This window comes from Paenibacillus sp. 7523-1 (assembly GCF_002276415.1).
GTDB lineage: Bacteria > Bacillota > Bacilli > Paenibacillales > Paenibacillaceae > Paenibacillus > Paenibacillus illinoisensis_A.
This window is the reverse complement of sequence record NZ_NPBR01000022.1, coordinates 165,264-183,999: the sequence shown is the minus strand read 5'-3', so window position 1 is coordinate 183,999 and position 18,736 is coordinate 165,264. Positions and strand designations below refer to the sequence as shown.

The window sequence follows — 18,736 nt, the reverse complement described above, 5'->3', positions numbered from 1 at the left end:
TATGCGTACTTCCTATGCTAACAATGAAACAACAGAAAAAAGCCGACGCATTCCGCATCAGCCTTCCTGCTAGCTCATCGCTGACAATAGTCCCCTACGGTCATACGCAAAAATAATCATCAGTGCTCCAAGTACGGCACATATCAAATACATCCAGGAAAATGAAAACAGATCAGCAACTGGTCCCATAACGACACCCCCAAGCGAGACGCCCAAATCCGCCGTTGCGATGAATAATCCAATGAGCACGTTGCGGTTCGTCTGCGGGAGGACAAAAGACAGATAGGTCGTCAGCGTTGGATACACGATGGCCTGTGCAATGCCCATGAGTCCCGCGCCCAGATAAAATAGGATTGCTCCTGCCTGAATAGACAATCCTACGCACGCAGCAGCGAGTGTCAGCAGCAGCATCGTACCCATCATAAATGAAGAGTGCCATGTTCCGTCCGACGGGATTTTTTTTCTAAGCGCAATACGGGCAACCACGACCACCGCAGCCTGTATCATCAGAAACACTCCAGCATTTCCGTAATTCAATTGTGGAGCGTACAGCGGAATAAACGCCGTTATGGCACCGAACACAATCGACGAGATGAGCATAATGACACTGCATTTGAACAAAAACGGATTTCGGATCAGTTCTCCGAAGGAAGCCAGCATACCGGACTTCTGTCCAGTCTTGTCCTGTGCTGCGTCAATCCCTGGTTCCTTCGTTTTGTCCATTCTGACACTGTAACCAAACAGCCCCGTTATCATCGCAATCCCAATCATGAATATGGAGAAATAATCCATTCCGCCCGCATTCCACAGTCCCAGCGCAAGCACCGGCCCGGCAATGCCCGGAATATAGGAAAAGAGGGAATAGTATGAGATCCCCTGTGAACGATCCTTCTCGGGCAGTGCATCGATGATGCCGATCTGGAGCGCCATGGAGAAAAAGGCGGTAGACACCCCTTGCAGGGCACGGGCTGCGAAATAGCCCCCCAATCCCGTAAATGTATATAGGATCAGCGCCAGCCCATTTAGTATCAGAATGATTCGAAGTATCCTGATCGGGCCATGCTTTTGGATAATCTGACCTGCCCATGGCCTGAAAAACATCGTTGTGAACATGTACGCTCCCATGACGAGACCAATGACAGTGCTGCTTGCCCCCAATGATTCACCTCTTAGAGGGATGATAACATTGAGGATGGCGTTAGCGCTAAAGTATAAGAGCGTCAATAGATATAAACGCAGAAAAGGCCATGACAATGCTGCACTCACGGTGTGTTCTCCTTTAGAAAGTAATTAAATGATCCAGCAGCTTTCTCGCATACTCGGACTTCACGGTTTTCAGCTGCTGGATAGGCACCATTTCTTCTATGCGACCCTCTCTGAAAATGACCACTCTGTCACAAATATAAGCAGCTGCCTGGATATCGTGGGTGATGAATATATAGGTCAGCTGATAGATCTCCTTCAGCTCTTTCAGCACATGGAGCACCTGAGTCTGAACCGATACATCCAGTGAACTGATTGCTTCGTCCAGCACAATGCACTGAGGCTCTGTTGAGATGGCCCTGGCGATACAAACCCGCTGCACTTCTCCTCCTGACAATTCATGTGGATACCTGGATCGGTATGAATTGTCCAGCCCCACCTGGCTAAGCAGCACATCGATTTTGAGCGAATGGGCATTGCCTTCCGGGTTCTTTTTTTGTAGACGTAATGGTTCCATAATGGCTTCCTCGACCGTAAAAAACGGATTGATCGACGATTTGTAATCCTGAAAAACGGCACTGATCCGGCCCCTTCTCGCCTTTCTGTCCAGCACAGATCTGCCTTCGAGCAAAACCTTTCCCCGCTCCGGGCGCTCCATCCCCAAAATCAGTCTGCCCAAGGTGGATTTTCCGCTCCCGCTCTCCCCGATGATACCCAGGCATTCTCCGCGCGAGCATTCAAAGCTGACATCATGCAGAACGGATTTCCGGCCTCCGGAAAACAAGCCGCCTAGTGGATAGGATTTATGAACATGGTCAACGTTTAGCAATATGCTGTTCCTCCTGCATCAATTGCCTGAAATGATTGCTCAGCTCCCGGCGGGTGGATACCAAGAACTGTGTATATGGGTGCTGCGGTTTCGAAAAGACGGAGTGAATGCTGCCCGACTCCACAATATGTCCATCCTTCATGATCAGAACCTCATCCGCGATCTTCCGTACGACTCCCAGATCATGTGAAACAAAGATCATGGAGCATCCCATTCGTTCCCGCAATTGGATCAGCTGCTCGATCACTTCGTATTGGGAAATCGTATCCAGAGCCGTTGTAGGTTCATCCGCTATGATCACATCCGGTTCCAGCACGAGTGCCAGCGCAATCATGATTCGCTGCAGCATGCCTCCTGACAGCTGGTGAGGATATTGATTCATGATGTCCACCGGATTTCTCAGCATGACGCGTTCCATGGCCAATTTCATGTTCTGCTCCACTTCCTTGGCATTCCATCCGTAATGCGCCTGAAGGGTCTCTTTCAGATGAACGCCGATCACACAGGAGGGGTCAAATGCACCCATTCCGTTCTGGAGAATCATGCACAGATTCCGGCCCCTTTTTTTGCGCATGTCCTGCTCCGTGAGCTTGTTCAAATCTACCCCTTGGAACAGAATCCGGCCGGACTGCCGGATGGCTGGTTTATTCAGGCGCATGATGGACCTGCATGTCATCGACTTGCCGCTCCCACTTTCCCCTACAATGGCAAGGCACTGCCCTTGCTTCAACTGGAATGAACTATCGGGCACGATAACTTCTTCCGTAAGGGCATCCCATATTCGCAGTTGCTCAACTTCCAATATATTCATAAGAGACCTGTTCACCTCTCTTCCTTCCACGAAGCTTGCCGCCCGTTTTGGACGTCATCAATTTGGGGTCAAGCGCCACTTGCAGCGCATCGGACAGAAAATTGAATGCCGATACGACCAAAACAATCGCAAGACCTGGCGCAAGCATTAACTCTGGCCTGGAGAACATGACTTCTCTGGCCTCATTCAGCATCATGCCCCACTCGGCTTGCGGTGCCTGAACGCCCAATCCGAGAAATGACAGCCCGGAAATTTGCAGGATCATGGAGCAAATGGAGCTGCTCGAAATGACAGCAATGTCCGAAAAGGTAACGGGCAGAATGTGCTTGTGAATGATTCGCAGGTGGCTGATTCCCGAAGCCCTGGCGAATCTCACATAATCCATCTCGGAATATTGCATGACCGATGTACGAATAACCCGGGCAAACCATGCCCATTTCATGACCACAAAGGCGATCAGAATATTTTCAAGACCAGCACCCAAAATGCCAACTACCGCAAGCGTCATCACGTATCCCGGAAAAGAAAGCATAATATCACAGATCCTCATGAGGATGGCGTCGGTTTTTCCTTTGAAGTAACCAGAGATGAACCCCACGAGGGCCCCCAGAAGAACAGAGGCCAGCAGAGCAGCCAAAACCCACAGTACACTTGGCCGAATGCCATAGATCAACCTCGACAACACACATCTGCCCAGATGATCATTGCCAAGGAGATACGACCACGATGCTGATGCATACCTGAGCTTCATGTTTACTTCCTCGGGATCATGCGGTGCAAACAAGGGAGCAAGAACGCCAGCAACGATCATCACCACGATAAAAGCAAGAGACGCCATGGCGAGCTTATCCTGGCTTAAATTGCGAAGGTTTCTCATTAGAATTCCTTTCTGAGTCTGGGATTCAGTGCCGCGTTCACGATATCGGAAAGCGTATTAAACAGCACAAATGTGACAGCCAGAATAAGCACGTACGCCTGGATAATCGGAAAATCCCGGCTCAGGATGGATCTGACGCTTAATCGGCCCAGACCTGGCCAGGCAAACACATTTTCAATCACAACCGTGCTTCCAAGTACAATAGGGATGGCCATACAAAAGATGGAAACGGACACCTGCAGCGAATTCCGCAAGATATGCAGTGTTACCTTTCTCTCGGGGATTCCGCTGGCTCGCGCGTATAGAACATAATCTTCGTTTAAATTGTTAAGCATGGAACTTCTGACGCTCCTGAAGTAGATACCTACATAACTTACCGTAATGACGATGACCGGAAGAATATAGCTCTGCGGTGAATCCATTCCGCTGGTGGGCAGCAGATCAAGCTTGACGGAGAAGTACCAGATCAGCATAGCTGCAAGCCAGTAGGAAGGTATCGCCGTGAGCAGGAAGGAGAAGCCACGTACAGACTTATCCATCATCTTCCCTTCCCTCATTGCACAGATCACACCTAACAGGATCGAGAAGAGAATAATGAAGATAGAAGATATCAGCGTTAATTTAAGCGTGTTCACAAATGCCGGGCCAATCATGGACCAGACGGAATTTCCAGTCACATAGGAATCGCCAAAGTCCAGCTGAAGACAGGCCAGCAGCCAGTTTCCATATTGAATCATAAACGGTCGATCCATGCCGAGCTCTGCCTTGGTTTGGGCAATCAGCTCATCCGTAATCTGCGGAACTTCCTGTGCCTGCAGCACAACAACGGCAGGATCCAGCGGTGACAGATTGATTAGAACAAAGGTTAGAAACGAAATAATCAGCAGCAGGGGTATTGCGAGCAGAATCCGTTTGACGATAAAACTCCCCATATCCATCTCCTTTTTTACATAAAATCCAATGGACTCTATTTAAATTTCATGCGCTCAAATGGCAGCTCAAACTGGGTCTGCTTAAACGCAATGCCATCCAAATTTTTGGGTGCCACGATTGTCATGCTTCCGTTGGTAAGAGGGATAAATACAGCTTCCTCGTGAACCATCTTCATGATGTCAGCATACAGTGCTTTCCTTGCACTTTCATCGGTGGACACCATCACGTCTTCAATCTTGGCGTACAGTTCCTCGGCATCAGGCATTCCGCTTGTTGTATGCAGATACGCTGAGCTTGAGGCAAAGGCAGAAATGGTGCTCTGTGGATCATAAGCCAGTCCCCATGTCTGATTGAACAGCAGATCATACTCGCCCGTTGATCTTCGGTTAGCGATGGATGAGGATTCTTCGCCGATGATCGATAGCTGGATACCGATGTTTTTCAATTCATTCTGAATGTATTCAGCCTGTGTTTTCTGCGTAGAGGAGTTGCTGTCATAATATAAATCCATCTTCAGCTCTTGCCCCTCTTTAGTTCGTACAGCAGCACCACTGCCTAAAGTCCAGCCTGCTTCGTCCAGCAGCTTCTCTGCAGTGCTTACATCATAAGGCCGTGTCTTCAATTCCACGTCGGCGTAGTTCACATTGGAAGAGAATAGAGTCTGGGCAGGTGTCTGTGTTCCCTCAAAGATGTCGTTGCTGATGGTATCCCGATCAATGGCATGCCAAATGGCTTCCCGAACGGCTGTTTCACTGACCGGGTTATCCTTTTTGCTGCTGTTGGCCGCCATGATGCTTGTGTTCATCGGTTCACTTCGTATGACCTGATACTCCCCTGATTCCGCCAGTTGATTCATGGCATGAACATCAATACTGTCGGCACCCCGGTCATCGGTGAACACAAAGTCAATTTCGCCTTTTTGCAAAGCCAGAAACGTTGTCTCTCCTGCCGGGAGAACTTTGGCTACGATTTTTTGAATCTCGGGTTCGCCTCCCCAATAACTTTCGTTCGCCTCAAACGTCGCATTCTCGTCTACATTATGCTCCGTAAGCATGTATGGCCCTGTTCCATGGTAACCATTCACACCATCTTTGGTCCCGCCATTGATCATGTCTTTGGGAGAAATGAACACATAGGGCCGGGTCATGGACAATTCCACCAATGTCGGATAATAGGTACTGGACAGCACCAATTCAACGGTGTGTTCATCAATGACATTTGTACTCACAATTTTGGTGGACAGCTTAATCCACGCATGTTTCTCACTATTGGCCTGGACCGCATCAAAATTAGCCTTGACCGCCTCGGCGTTGAACGGTTCTCCGTCCTGGAACTTTACGTCTTTTCGCAAATGAAAGGTGTACACCTTTCCGTCCTCTGAAATGTCCCATGATTCCGCAAGCAAGGGCTGAATGCCATCTGCCGTGTTCTCTACCAATGACTCATATACCATACCTTGAGCAGGCATGGAGCCTGTGTACAAATGGGGATTCATATCATTAATATCCTTGGCGGAAGCATAGATCAAATCCGTCTTCCTCTCTCCTTCGGCTGCCCCCGTCTGTGCAGTTCCCTTCTCGCCGCAACCGGCCAATACGACCAACACCAGCGCAAATATAATACTTAAGCCCATACGGGATCTTCCCTTTTTCACAACGTTTCCTCCTGATGATAGATTTCAAGTCCTTCACAGATCATGTTCAGATCACAAGCAAATGTCCGGATCTGAAATGCGCTGGATAACGGCAGCTCTTTCTGTTCCTGTGCCACTTGCACCAGTTTGTTCTCATAGGTTGCGATGAATTTGTCTACAGTAGGGCAGTCCACCCGGAGATGCCTTGCAATGCCCTGAATGATTTTGATGCGGTAATAATCTTCCTGGGGCATCCTTGGGATCTCAAGCTGCCCTTCGTGATTGATGAACATCTTCCGGAATGGCACGGCCGAAAAGTCAAAATATTTCCCTTGTTCGTTTGGCTGCGAGAAAGGGTCAATCAGTAACGAGGTATACCGTATGTACAGCAAATACTCCTGATGTATGTCCTGCAAATCGACAAATTCCTCGATATCAGAGCGCGATAAACTCTGCAAATGAACCGGATAGTTATCGTCCGTCATGAATTGAAGCAGATTGAGCGGCCGTATGTGCAGCCGGTCTATAATCCTCATGATTTCTTTCCATCCTGCGAGCATATCCCGAATGAGATGTTGGTTGATAGGCCCTTCCGGGTAGAGCTTGTAGACATACGTCTGGACCTCAGCGTTTCCAAAGATCGCGTTTAAAGAAAAGTCATTCATGAATAACGCCGGATGTACATACAGTGAGATGTTTCGCGTCTCTGCCTCAAATGGGGAGGCCATCACTTCCATCGCCACTCCGAGCTGATCAACCATTTTGCATAATTCGTTCACTGCTTCTGAAGGGGTTCGGGTGGAACCGATATACAGTTTATTCTTCACTCCGGTTGTCACGACATGATTGGAAGGCCGTCCATCTGCCCATCGTGTATCCCCACAATAGGTGGAGAAACTGATCACTTCGGGCGTGTACCCTAACTCACTTACATACTGATGAACCAGGCGGTTCGATCCAAAAGTGGGAGATACCAGCACGATGCACTTGACTTGCTTCAGGACGTCCGGATTCAGCTGACTTAATACCTGAACATAAGCATCCGTCGTGACAGCAAGAATCAGCGTATCCCAGCTGCCTTCAATCCGGCTGTACCCGGTAAAAATCCGATCCACGCTGCACTCGCCTGCCAGGCTCCGATGCTTCTCATTCTGAACGCTTACGCGAATGTGCTGATCATGACGGTCCAATGCACCGAAGAATTCATTGGATCTAATCGATTGTCTTCCTGCCACACCAATGGTGGATCCTCGTTGTTTCTTGAATAATACAGCTAGTTGAACGGATGCAGGCCCGGTTCCCATGATTAAGACTCGTTCAAAACCACTCATATGTGCCTCCTTCTCCTTATCCGACATGCGAGGGTTTCTGATACAGTGCAATGTCAAACACATCGTGTGGACGCAAAATGTTATCAACCATTCGCCATTTCAGCGGGTCCGTCTCCTGCTGAGGGTAATTGAACAGGGACTTCAATCCATTGCCATATCGCATCGCAACAACAACGTGTTCATTGGTGAGCGAATGAAGCTGATCTAGGATGTCATATTTCATAGCGACAGTGGAACTGAAAATGATATGCGTGGCTTCTCTCGTAAAATCGAGCTCCTGAACAGATGCCTTCTGCAAATGGATGCGGAGACCGGCCCCCAATGTATTCACAACCGTCTGGCCTAACCCGATCGCCTCTTCATCAATATCAATGCCTACCACCTGTGCCCCCGTCCTTCTGGCGATAAGCAGGGGAGTCATTGGAAATGCTCCTGATCCGATCAGAAGCACCTTGGAGTCTGAAATCACATGGAAACTGCCGAATTCCTTCTCGATGCATTCCTCAATATTTTTGAAATAATCCGCAATCTCCACTTCTCCGTGCTGCAGCTTCAATGCCCGATATTTCTCCATGATCGCTACACAGCGGGAAGATTGGTGCCTTAAATCCAGTACAAGCTGTGTGAACCCGGTGCCCTCCTCATGCTCCTTCTCTGCCCAGAACGACTCATGGCGCTTATCGGTGATCCACTGGGAATAGGCATTGATGGCCAGCTCCATCTGTTCCGCATGATGAATGGAATGATCGTATTTCCGGGCAAGTTGTTCAAAGGTTTTCAGAAAATCATTCAACTGTCTGGTAAAATCCATGACCGTATTCATGTGTTTCCCCCTTATTCATGTCCATCTGTTGTACATCAATAAAAGCTGTCCCCTGTGCCACAATACCAACAGAACCTTCAATGTGAATACTCCCCAGCCCATGTTCAGCAAACCGGGCCACGACGTTGATCGAACCTCCGGGCTGTTTAATTCGGGCGGTAATCTCTCTTCCTGTCTTCCATGCAAGGTAAGCGCCAAGCGAAGCTGTACCTGAACCGCATCCTCTCTCCCATATCAAGCTATCCAGTCCGGGAACATAAATCAGCGGAGCCAACTCTTCGGAACGTGGATTGAACAACAAAATGCCAATCAGTTTGTCTCCCAGGGTTAGTCCAAGCAGACGCGCGAGGTTTTGTGCTCTTTTTCGAATCCCATCATCGAACCCGTCCACCTCCACCACGATATGAATGAATTCCTCATACCGGACAATAATCATATCCAGATCGAATCCTTCGTACGTTATGGTCTGCCGTTCAATCTGTCTGGGAATCGGCATGGTCACCTGACAAAAGTATTCATTCAGCTGCTTCTTCACTTGGCAGGTAATCAACTGCTCTGTACCCGAGACCTCAAGCAGCAATTCAGTGTAATCTCGAGAACCCATCTCCTGTTCTGATGCAAGGTAGGCTGCCAAAGCCATACAGGCATTACCACAAAACTCTCCTCCGGCCATATGCAACCGTGCTGCAGCTCCGCGCTGAAGGGATGGCACAATAAATCCGACCTGCTCCGCATATACATGATCGTAGGACATGATGCTTGAAGCGATATGTTGGTACTCCTCTGCTGGATGACTTGTTTTCACCAAAACCGTCATGTTCTGTGTTGGATTAAACTTGATAAATTCGATCTCCTGTTTCATCCCAGCTACCTCTATTCCTGTTCATTCAGATTCGGATGAGTTTCACCTGTGCACTACCCCGCTGCCTTAATAGTAATTTTTACGATTAATAATCGAGAAAAATATAGCATACAAAATTGAGGCCGTCAACAATATTTTTCCATTTCAAGAAGCTTCTTTGTTTTAAAATCCATCTCTTTGTTTTGCATTCATTTTTCTGCCTACCAGGCAAAAAAACGGTCACCCCATGAGGGTAACCGTCCTTTCAAAGCACACTGTTTGGTTCTTGCGTTTATCGCATCACTCCCCCTGCAGCTGCAGGTTTTGCAGCGCTTGCTCTGCCAAAGCAGCGAGCAAATGCGCTCCCAGCGGCAGTGCCCGTTCATCCAGGTCAAATGCAGGATGATGCCACTCATGCGGTCCCGATGTACCGAGGAAAAGGAACAGGCCTGGAACCTCCTTCTGATAAAAGGAGAAATCTTCACCTGCCGGAGAGGGCAGCGGTCTAACACTGTTCAATCCCACTTCAGCCGCCACCTGTTCCGCCGCGGAAGCCAGCGAAGCATCATTAACCACCGCAGGCGGTCCCTGAATCCAGCGAACCGTCGCCCGTGTACCGTATGCAGCCGCCACACCAGACACGACCTGGTTGAACCGTTCACGAATACGGGCACGGACTTTCTCGTCAAAGGTACGCACCGTGCCATCCAATATGGCCTGATCCGGAATGACATTCCAGGCTGTACCGCTGTGAATCTTGGTCACGCTAATCACGGCACTCTCCTGTGCACCCACATTGCGACTCACAATTGCCTGCAAAGCCGTTACAATATGCGAGGCAACAACAATCGGATCGATTCCCGCTTCCGGTACCGCAGCATGTGTGCCCACCCCTTCGACGTTTACTACAAAACCATCCGCCGCTGCCAGGAGTGCTCCTTCCCGGATACCGACTGTACCGACCTGAAGATCCGGTTTGTTATGCAGACCAAACACGGCACGGACGTCAGACAGTGCTCCGCTCTGAATAACCTGCCGGGCGCCCGTTGCTTTTTCCTCAGAAGGCTGGAACAGCAGCCTTACTTTGCCTGGCAGCCCAGACTCCCGCTGTTTCAACAATCGTGCTGCACCAACCAATATGGCCGTATGTGCATCATGCCCGCAAGCATGCATTTTGCCTGCGGCCTGGGAAGCAAACTCAAGCTTCGTCTCTTCCTGAATCGGCAATGCATCAATGTCTGCTCTGAGGGCAACGACAGGCCCGTCCCCTTGTCCGATTTCGGCGACAAGACCCGTACGCAGTGAATATTCATCTGCGATACGTACCCCTTCCTCCTCCAGCCAGCCGCGGATAGCGGCCGTTGTTTCCCTTTCCTCACCTGACAATTCCGGATAGCGATGCAGATGCCGCCGAATCGCGATTAACCGCTCCGCAAATGCTTCATCGGTTTCAACAGGGATGCGCTGCTTGCCTCTTTCTTCTAGCCCTGCCTGCTGCTTGGGCTGTTCCAGCTCACTCTTCATAACGCTGCCTCCTTCATCGTCATCTATGTGCTGCAAAAAGCGGGTTCTCAATCCCGTTCTAACCAATAGCCGCTTGCGCAGGTTCGGTTTCACTCCAGAATTCACCCAGTCCCTGTTCATCCAGTGCCTCGCGCAGCAATTCAAAAGAGCGAATGCGTTTCGCGAAATCACGTGTGGCTGTTGTGACAATCAACTCATCCACGGCAAACTCATCCTGAAACTTTTGCAGAGCCTGACCTACGGTTTCCTTCGTTCCACGGGTTACACTCGGCTCCAGAACCTCAATGCGATATTTCTCGTTAGATTGCCGTCCGAATTCTTCTGCCTGCTCCACTGATCCAACCGTCAGTACTTTACCATTCTCCAGGTGGATCTTGACCAGCATATGCTCACTTGCCAGCTCTTCAGCCTCTTCCTTACTCTCTGCCACAATTAAGGAGATCGCAAGAACGGCGTAAGGCTCCCGGCCTTCTGAACGGTTGAATTGCTCGCGGTAGACACGAAGGGCTTCTTGTGCCACTTCAATATTGCTATTAATAAACAAGGAGAACACATAAGGGAGTCCTAGTTCCGCCGCCATGCCAGCGCTATCGACACTTGCTCCAAGCACATACAGCTCGGCAGGCAGCTCGGACACAGGTGCAGCACTTAAACCGGCAAGTGGATGGGATTCATCTGCATGCGGTTCATTATGAATATACTGCTTCACTTGACGTATTTTCTCCTTCAGTGAAGCTGCCTCCTGAATGCCCTGCTGCAGAGCCTGCGTAGAACGGGGCAGTCCTCCTGGCGCACGTCCTATGCCCAGATCGATCCTTCCCGGTCCAAGCGCTGCGAGCACATTAAAATTCTCGGCAACCTTGTAAGGACTGTAATGCTGGAGCATCACCCCGCCGGAACCCAAACGAATTCGCTCTGTATGTGCCAGCAAATGCGAAATCAGCACCTCTGGCGAAGAACCTGCCACATGTCCTGAATCATGATGCTCCGATACCCAGAACCGGTGAAATCCAAGCTGCTCTGCACGCTTTACCAGCTCAATAGTGTGCCGGAATGCATCCACCGGAGTCTCCCCTTCATAGATTGGGGTCTGATCCAATATGCCAAGACGAATCCCCATACGTTTCTCCTCCTCCAATTGTGCTGCCGTATTCGGCTGCCAAGCCCGTTCTTGCTTTTATAACTGCCTCAGCAGCTCCCCAAAGGGCTCTGCAAACGGTGAATGTTCTTCTTTTAACGTCACGACACTAATCTGCAACGATACACCAGCAACTTCATGAACCTGAATGGGAAACAACTCCTGGTCCTGCACTTCCTTCTGCACCGTTAGTCCCGGCAGGAAGGCAATACCCGCTCCCTGAAGAACCAGTTTCTTCGCCGTTTCCGAATGGTCCACATGATATGTAATATCCGGCGGATGGTCTAGGGAGTCGAACGCACGGTGAATACGCAGCCAGTCCAGGGAACCGCATTCGAAGAAAACCAGCCGCTCATTGCGAATCGCCTCCATGCTGACGTGTCCGCGTTCTATAAATGGATGTCCCTTGTAAACATACAGCTGGATCGGGTCCTCATAAAAAGCAATGGTACGTATGGCCGGGTGCATGACCTTGCGTACAAATGCCAGATCAATCTCCTGATTCAGCAGCTTTGCGATCAATTGATCGGTTGTAGCCGTTGTGAGCTTGATGTTGACCCCAGGATAGGCCTCCTTGATTTTGGGGAGGAAGTCCGGAATGACATAGTTGGATACCGATACGGTACTGCCGAGACGCAGGGCGTCTGGTGTCGTCCGGCGCTGCTGAATCTTCTGCCTCCCCTTTTGGATAACCTGAAGCACCTGCTGCGCGTATGGAAGGAACTTTCTCCCTTCATCCGTGAGCACGATCTGTTTGCCAAGCCGATCAAACAGCTTGCAGCCAAGCTCACGTTCCAGCGATTGAATACGAGCCGTTACAGATGGTTGGGACAAAAAGAGTACTTCGGCAGCCTTATTGAAGCTTCCGTAATGATTGATATATACAAACGCTTCAATGTTCTCAATATTCATAAGCGCCTCCGCATCCAGGTCCACAGATGTTTGACCTTATATCAATTTAACCAATCAACTTACTTGGTTTTAAGCAATCGTAATACCATCCTTTTCCAGTGTCAATATCAATTCATCCAACGAACGGTCCAATCGGGTTGTAATGTCGGCCGAAAGCGCATATTTCCCGTCATCCAGACGCTCTACGCCTTGATCAACTGCGTAAACTCCACCCAAAATATGTCTTCCCCCGAGTGCGGCCAGTACAGGCTTCAATGCATAATCAATAGCCAGCAGATGCGCAATGGAGCCGCCAATAACAAGCGGAAGTGACACTTTACCGCGAAGCCCCTCCTGTGGAATCAGATCCAGGAACAGCTTCAGTACACCCGAGTAGGATGCTTTATACACAGGCGTAGCCACAATGACCGCGTCTGCTGCTTCAACCACGGCAAGCGCGTCTCGCACATGCGAACTGTCGAACCGGGCCTGCACAAGGTCTTCAGCTGGTAGTTCCGCTACATGTATCACCTCAACAGAAATGCCTGCTTGGGTTAATTTATTGCTGCTATAATCGGTTAGGCCGGTCAAACGCGAACGTTTGGAAGGTGCTCCGGCAATAATAACGACATGAGACATCATTAATCTCCTCCTTGGAATAGCGGTCAAGCCGCTCCTTTTACTCTTGGATCAAGCCGATCACGGATATCGTCTCCAATCAGATTCACTGCGAGTACAAACATGGTAATAGCGAGTCCAGGAAAAGTACAGATCCACCAGGCGACGGTCAGGTAACCGCGTCCCTGTGAGAGCAGTGCTCCCCAATCCGGAATTTCCTTCAACACCCCTAGTCCAAGAAAACTGAGACCGGAACCCGTCAGGATGGAAGTACCCACCCCCAATGTTGCCATAACAAGCAGAGGAGACAGGGAATGCGGCAGGACATGCCGCCAGAAAATACGTCCGTTCGAGCCACCAAGTGATCGTGTCGCTGTGATAAACGGCAGGCTTTTGACAGACATCACCTGTCCGCGCATGACCCGTGCATATCCCGGAACGGAGGCTACCGCAACGGCCAGTGCAATGTTCAGCAGTCCAGGACCCAGTGCCGCAGCTACGGACAAGGCTAGCAGTACTCCCGGGACAGCCATCAGAATATCAACAGTACGCATAATCGCCGTATCCACCATTCCACCTGCATACCCTGAGATAATCCCCAGGGCACTTCCCACCAGGCCACCGACAAGCACCGAAGCGAATCCGATCAGCAGTGAATCCCTGCTGCCATGCACAACGACGCTGAAGATATCCCTTCCGAAGTAATCCGTTCCAAACCAATGCGCAGCAGAAGGTGCCTGCAGGATCGCATCCGTCATCATCTGAGTTGGATCATAAGGAGCAATCCAGCCCGGAACGATGGCACAGGTAACGGTGAATAACACAACCAGCAGCGCTGCATAAAAGAATAATCGGGAAACCGCGAACGAGAAGCGGTGACGTCCCAAACGGCGATTCCACAGGCGTACACGCCCCTTGCTGCCGGTCCATGCCTTTTTGTCACCCACCAATGGTTTCATGCTCATAAGAGTCCTCCTTCCTCATCCCTCAAAGTACAGATGGTCCTCGCCGATCAAGTACGGACTGCACGTCTGACCCTTGGATCGATGTACGCATACGAGATATCCACCAGCAGATTCAGCACGACGTAGATGATTGCCGTAAAAAAGACAACGCCCTGTACAACAGGCAGGTCTTTCGCCATCAAGGCATCGGCAATAATCCGTCCGATTCCCTGTCTGGAGAATACCGTTTCGACCACGACGGTTCCTGCGAGCAGATCCCCAATCAACATACCAATGACCGTTACCGCTGGAATCAGTGCATTGCGCAGTGCGTGAACGTACATAATCGTTCGCTCCGTAAGCCCTTTGGCACGCAAGGCGACGATAAACGGTTCATTAATGATTTCAAGCATACTGTTACGTACCATCCGTACGATGAAACCTGCACCAACCAGACCCAGGGTGGCTGCAGGAAGAACCAATGAGCCAAAGCCCTCCGAACCCATGGCTGGGAACCAGCCGAGCTGAACCGAGAATAGCAGGATCAACAGAATGCCGGTCCAGAACGTTGGCATGGAAATACCAAACAGTCCAACAAGACGGGCAATAAAATCAATCACGCCATTTCGGTGGATGGCGGACAGCACGCCAAGCGTGATGCCGATGGTAATCGCAATGATGGAACTCAGTGCCGTCAGTGCCAGGGTGGCCGGGAAATGTTCCAGAATTTTGGGAAGCACTGGATCCGAGTTCATCATGGACTTGCCAAAATCGCCGCGCAGCATGTCTCCGAAATAGTTCGCAAATTGAATGTAAAACGGCTGATCCAGACCAAGCTGCGCCCGCAAATTCTCGATCATCTCCGGTGTAGCCGAGGATGGATCCAGCATGAGCAGGACCGGATCACCCGGCAGAAGATACATGATGCAGTACACCAGCACCGAAGCTCCGAATATTACAAATAGTGATGTTGCAAGCCGAGTCAGTATCGTTTGAACCATACCGGGTCGTCTCCTTCCTGAATGCGTGATGGGCTGCTCATGTTAGGGCTGAATTCGCACGTCGTTGAACAATGGGTACCCAAGCGAATCAAACTTGACTCCCTGAACGGATTTGGATGCTGCTACCGTATAAGGAAATACATAGATCGGTAGAATAACTGCCTGATCAATCAGAAATTGCTGAATCTCGTTATAGATCTTCACGCGTTTTTCGGTATCCGTTTCCACCGCTCCCTGTTCCAGCAGCTCGTCGATCTTCGGATCGGACAACCCGGACAACGTCGGACGCTCCCCTTCTGCGCTTGTATGATAGAAGGCGTATAGGGCATTCGGATCGGAATTGACCTGGCTGTTGCCATACAGATCATAGTCCCAGTTCTGATAAATGACAGTGGCAATGTCTTTTGTAATTTCAACTTCAACGGCGATGCCAACCTGTTTCAGCTGCTGCTGAATGATGGCGGCGATATCATTGCGCTTCTCCCGGTTTGGGGAACCATCCACATAACGCAGCGTCAGTTTCTGGCCATCCTTTTCACGTATGCCATCCGCACCCTTCACCCAGCCCTGCTCATCCAGCAGCTGATTGGCTTTGTTGATGTCCGGGTTGATGCTTCCTTCCAGCGAGGCATCGTAACCCAAAATGCCAGGAGACAATGCAGACCAAGCCCGTTCGTAGTTGCCCAGATACAACGTTTTGACGATAGATTCCACATCTACGGCGGATTGTACCGCCTGTCTGACCTTCACATCATCCCAAGGGGCTTTGCGCAGATTGAAGAAGAGAGTATACGGCAGTCCCACCGTATTGGCCTGCAGTAATTGCTGGTTCGGGTCATTCTTCAGAGCCGCAACATTTTGCGGTGGAACGGTCTCTGCAGCGAGTACCTGACTGCTCTGTACGCTTCCGATCCGTGTCGCTTCCTCTGGTACAATTTTGAACGTGATCGTATCCAGATGAGGTGCGGCTTTGTTTTCAACCGTCTCTGGGCCCCAGTTGTAATCCTTGTTTTTGGCGACGACGATATCCGCATTTTCATCCCATTTCACGAAGGTATACGGCCCGGTGCCCACCGGATTTTTGCCCAGTTGATCGCCATATTTCTTGGCAGCTGTAGGTGACACGATACCCAGCAGAGCCTGGCTTAAGTTGCCCAGGAAGGCCTGTGAAGGTGTTTCCAGATTCACCTTGATGGTGTATTCATTAACGACCTCGGAAGATTGATAGGGTCTGATCAGCGCAAGGGAATTGGCAGCTTTGGTGGCAGGATCGATGACGCGATCCAGGTTGTATTTCACGGCTTCTGCGTTAAACGGCGTGCCATCGTGGAACTTCACGTCTTCACGCAGCGTGAACGTGTAACTCTTGCCATCCTCTGATACGCTCCATTCCGTGGCGAGCCATGGTTTAATGGAACCGTCAGGCAGCTGCACCACCAGATTGTCGTAAATAGTCCGGATGGCACGTACCGTAACAGCAAGCCCGCTCCGGTGAGGGTCCAGCGTATCCGGTGAAGTTGCGAGAGCAAAAGTCAGATTTCCTCCCTCCGCTTGACTCGCCTGTTCACCACCAGATGCCTGAGCCGCACCGCTCGAGCTGCTGTCCGCTCCGCAACCGGACAATACCATTACCAATACTGCTGCCAGTGCCAACAATTTCATCCAAGCGATAGACCTGTTCATATCTTTTCCCCCTCTGTGTATACAGGTGTCATTTTTATTTTATATATATCCTATGAGATAAGTCGGTTTTAAAACACGGAAGTGCTGCAATTAAGAATTCATATGGCCGTAGCGCTCATCTCACGTGCAGTTCATCTTATGCCTGCTGCACTTGCTCCCGGGCAGCTGTATAGCGATTCACCGGAATCTGCACACCGAGATTGCCACGGAGGGTATCGTGCTCGTACTCCGTACGATAAATGCCGCGCTCCTGCAGAATCGGAACGACCAGTTCCACGAAATCAGACAGACCACTTGGCAATTCCGAATGGATAATGAACCCGTCAGCGGCCTCTGCTTCGAACCACTCCTGTATTTTGTCAGCTACCTGTTCCGGTGTACCCAGGAATTTGCTCTTCGGCGTAGCCGCACGCAATGCCACTTCGCGCAGCGTCAATCCCTGCTCTTTGGCATCCTTCTTGATTTTATCCGTGCCGCTGCGGAAGCTGTTGCTGCCAATGCCGTTCAGTTCAGGGAACGGTTCATCCAGTGGATATTGGGAGAAGTCATGGTGCTCGAAGAAGCGTCCCAGATAATCCAGCGCTTTGTCGATCGTAACGAGGCTGGCAATCTCCTCGTATTTACGTTCGGCTTCTTCTTCCGTCCGTCCTACAATCGGACTGATGCCTGGCAGAATGACAATATCCTGAGAGGAACGTCCATAGGAAGCGGCACGCGTTTTGACATCCTTGTAAAAGGCCTGTGCATCCTCGATCGTATCATGTCCGGTAAACACCGCATCGGCTTCTTTCGCTGCAAGGGTCTTGCCATCATCGGAGGAGCCTGCCTGGAAGATCACCGGCTGACCTTGGCGTGAACGGGCAATGTTCAGTGGTCCCTGTACGGAGAAGAACTCCCCTTCGTGATTGAGTGTATGCAGTTTGGATGGATCGAAGAAAACACCGCTCTCTTTGTCTCGAACAAACGCATCATCTTCCCATGAATCCCACAGGCCTTTGGTTACCTGCAAATATTCTGTTGCAATTCGGTATCGCTCTGGATGGGTAGGGTGATTGCTTTTACTATAGTTTTTGGCTGATCCTTCAAGCGGGGAGGTAACTACGTTCCAGCCTGCGCGGCCGTCGCTGATCAGATCAAGCGAACCAAACTGTCTGGCAACTGTAAACGGATCGCTGTAGGACGTGGAGAGCGTTCCTACCAGACCAATCTGCGAAGTGACGGCTGCCAAGGCGGACAACAGGCTGATCGGTTCAAACCGATTCAGGAAGTGGGGAATGGATTTTTCGGTGATGTACAGACCATCAGCAATAAAAACGAGATCGAACTTACCTTCTTCCGCTTTCAGCGTCTGGCGCTTGTAGAACTCAAAATTCACACTCGCATCCGGTTGAATCTCCGGGTGTCTCCATGTGGTCATACTGCCTCCGACACCGTGAACAATGGCTCCAAATTTCAAACTGCGTTTTGCCGTCATATACATTCCGCCTTCCCTCATATTGGATTTAGGATGATGCATCAGGGTCCAGACACGACTTTTACATTTTCGAAACTCAAAAGTAACTATTCCTATGAGTTTGGTCAGTTTTATAATTTCACAAATCTTATCACTGCCCTGTGAAAGGGTCAACGGGGTGACTAATAGAACTTTTCTATATA

At 50.2% G+C, this 18,736-nt stretch carries 17 protein-coding genes; all 17 read right to left on the bottom strand.

Annotated features, from left to right (window positions below; all coding sequences use genetic code 11):
• Positions 1–69 precede the first annotated feature (69 nt).
• The gene (gene cntE / locus CHH60_RS22990; protein ID WP_095361333.1) at positions 70–1,266 is read right to left on the bottom strand and encodes a staphylopine family metallophore export MFS transporter CntE; all 1,197 of its coding nucleotides are present in this window, start codon (positions 1,264–1,266) and stop codon (positions 70–72) included.
• Between the two features lie 13 nt (positions 1,267–1,279).
• Positions 1,280–2,032 (bottom strand): ABC transporter ATP-binding protein, encoded by a 753-nt coding sequence (locus CHH60_RS22985; RefSeq protein ID WP_095361332.1) that lies wholly within the window; start codon positions 2,030–2,032, stop codon positions 1,280–1,282.
• Complete coding sequence (gene cntD / locus CHH60_RS22980; RefSeq protein ID WP_095361331.1) at positions 2,019–2,843, bottom strand: staphylopine uptake ABC transporter ATP-binding protein CntD; 825 nt, start codon at positions 2,841–2,843, stop codon at positions 2,019–2,021. Before cntD ends, CHH60_RS22985 begins: the two co-directional genes overlap by 14 nt.
• Complete coding sequence (gene cntC, locus CHH60_RS22975) at positions 2,824–3,720, bottom strand: staphylopine uptake ABC transporter permease subunit CntC (protein WP_095361330.1); 897 nt, start codon at positions 3,718–3,720, stop codon at positions 2,824–2,826. Before cntC ends, cntD begins: the two co-directional genes overlap by 20 nt.
• Positions 3,720–4,652 (bottom strand): nickel/cobalt ABC transporter permease, encoded by a 933-nt coding sequence (opp1B, locus tag CHH60_RS22970; protein ID WP_095361329.1) that lies wholly within the window; start codon positions 4,650–4,652, stop codon positions 3,720–3,722. Before opp1B ends, cntC begins: the two co-directional genes overlap by 1 nt.
• A 35-nt stretch (positions 4,653–4,687) precedes the next feature.
• The gene (gene cntA, locus CHH60_RS22965; protein WP_095361398.1) at positions 4,688–6,286 is read right to left on the bottom strand and encodes a staphylopine-dependent metal ABC transporter substrate-binding lipoprotein; all 1,599 of its coding nucleotides are present in this window, start codon (positions 6,284–6,286) and stop codon (positions 4,688–4,690) included.
• A 17-nt stretch (positions 6,287–6,303) separates the two neighbouring features.
• Positions 6,304–7,617 carry an opine metallophore biosynthesis dehydrogenase gene (locus CHH60_RS22960; protein WP_095361328.1) on the bottom strand — a complete coding sequence of 438 codons (1,314 nt, stop codon included), beginning with the start codon at positions 7,615–7,617 and terminating at the stop codon, positions 6,304–6,306.
• A gap of 16 nt (positions 7,618–7,633) precedes the next feature.
• Positions 7,634–8,440: a nicotianamine synthase family protein gene (locus CHH60_RS22955; RefSeq protein WP_095361327.1), complete on the bottom strand. Its 807-nt coding sequence runs from the start codon at positions 8,438–8,440 to the stop codon at positions 7,634–7,636.
• Entirely contained in the window at positions 8,403–9,302 is a 900-nt protein-coding gene (locus tag CHH60_RS22950; protein WP_255248055.1) for a diaminopimelate epimerase, read from the bottom strand. The genes CHH60_RS22955 and CHH60_RS22950 overlap by 38 nt, the downstream gene beginning before the upstream one ends.
• 279 nt (positions 9,303–9,581) lie before the next feature.
• Positions 9,582–10,805 (bottom strand): amidohydrolase, encoded by a 1,224-nt coding sequence (locus CHH60_RS22945; protein ID WP_095361326.1) that lies wholly within the window; start codon positions 10,803–10,805, stop codon positions 9,582–9,584.
• Positions 10,806–10,863: 58 nt separating this feature from the next.
• Positions 10,864–11,925 carry an LLM class flavin-dependent oxidoreductase gene (locus CHH60_RS22940; RefSeq protein ID WP_095361325.1) on the bottom strand — a complete coding sequence of 354 codons (1,062 nt, stop codon included), beginning with the start codon at positions 11,923–11,925 and terminating at the stop codon, positions 10,864–10,866.
• A 57-nt stretch (positions 11,926–11,982) separates the two neighbouring features.
• The gene (locus CHH60_RS22935; protein ID WP_095361324.1) at positions 11,983–12,855 is read right to left on the bottom strand and encodes a LysR family transcriptional regulator; all 873 of its coding nucleotides are present in this window, start codon (positions 12,853–12,855) and stop codon (positions 11,983–11,985) included.
• Between the two features lie 69 nt (positions 12,856–12,924).
• A complete protein-coding gene (gene ssuE / locus CHH60_RS22930) occupies positions 12,925–13,473 on the bottom strand; it encodes an NADPH-dependent FMN reductase (RefSeq protein ID WP_095361323.1) in 549 nt (182 codons plus the stop codon).
• Positions 13,474–13,499: 26 nt separating this feature from the next.
• A complete protein-coding gene (locus CHH60_RS22925) occupies positions 13,500–14,417 on the bottom strand; it encodes an ABC transporter permease (protein WP_095361322.1) in 918 nt (305 codons plus the stop codon).
• Between the two features lie 47 nt (positions 14,418–14,464).
• Positions 14,465–15,397: an ABC transporter permease gene (locus CHH60_RS22920; RefSeq protein WP_095361321.1), complete on the bottom strand. Its 933-nt coding sequence runs from the start codon at positions 15,395–15,397 to the stop codon at positions 14,465–14,467.
• Between the two features lie 42 nt (positions 15,398–15,439).
• On the bottom strand, positions 15,440–17,080 hold the full coding sequence (locus tag CHH60_RS22915; protein WP_095361320.1) for an ABC transporter substrate-binding protein: 1,641 nt from the start codon (positions 17,078–17,080) through the stop codon (positions 15,440–15,442).
• A gap of 136 nt (positions 17,081–17,216) precedes the next feature.
• A complete protein-coding gene (locus CHH60_RS22910; protein WP_095361397.1) occupies positions 17,217–18,554 on the bottom strand; it encodes an LLM class flavin-dependent oxidoreductase in 1,338 nt (445 codons plus the stop codon).
• Positions 18,555–18,736: the final 182 nt, after the last annotated feature.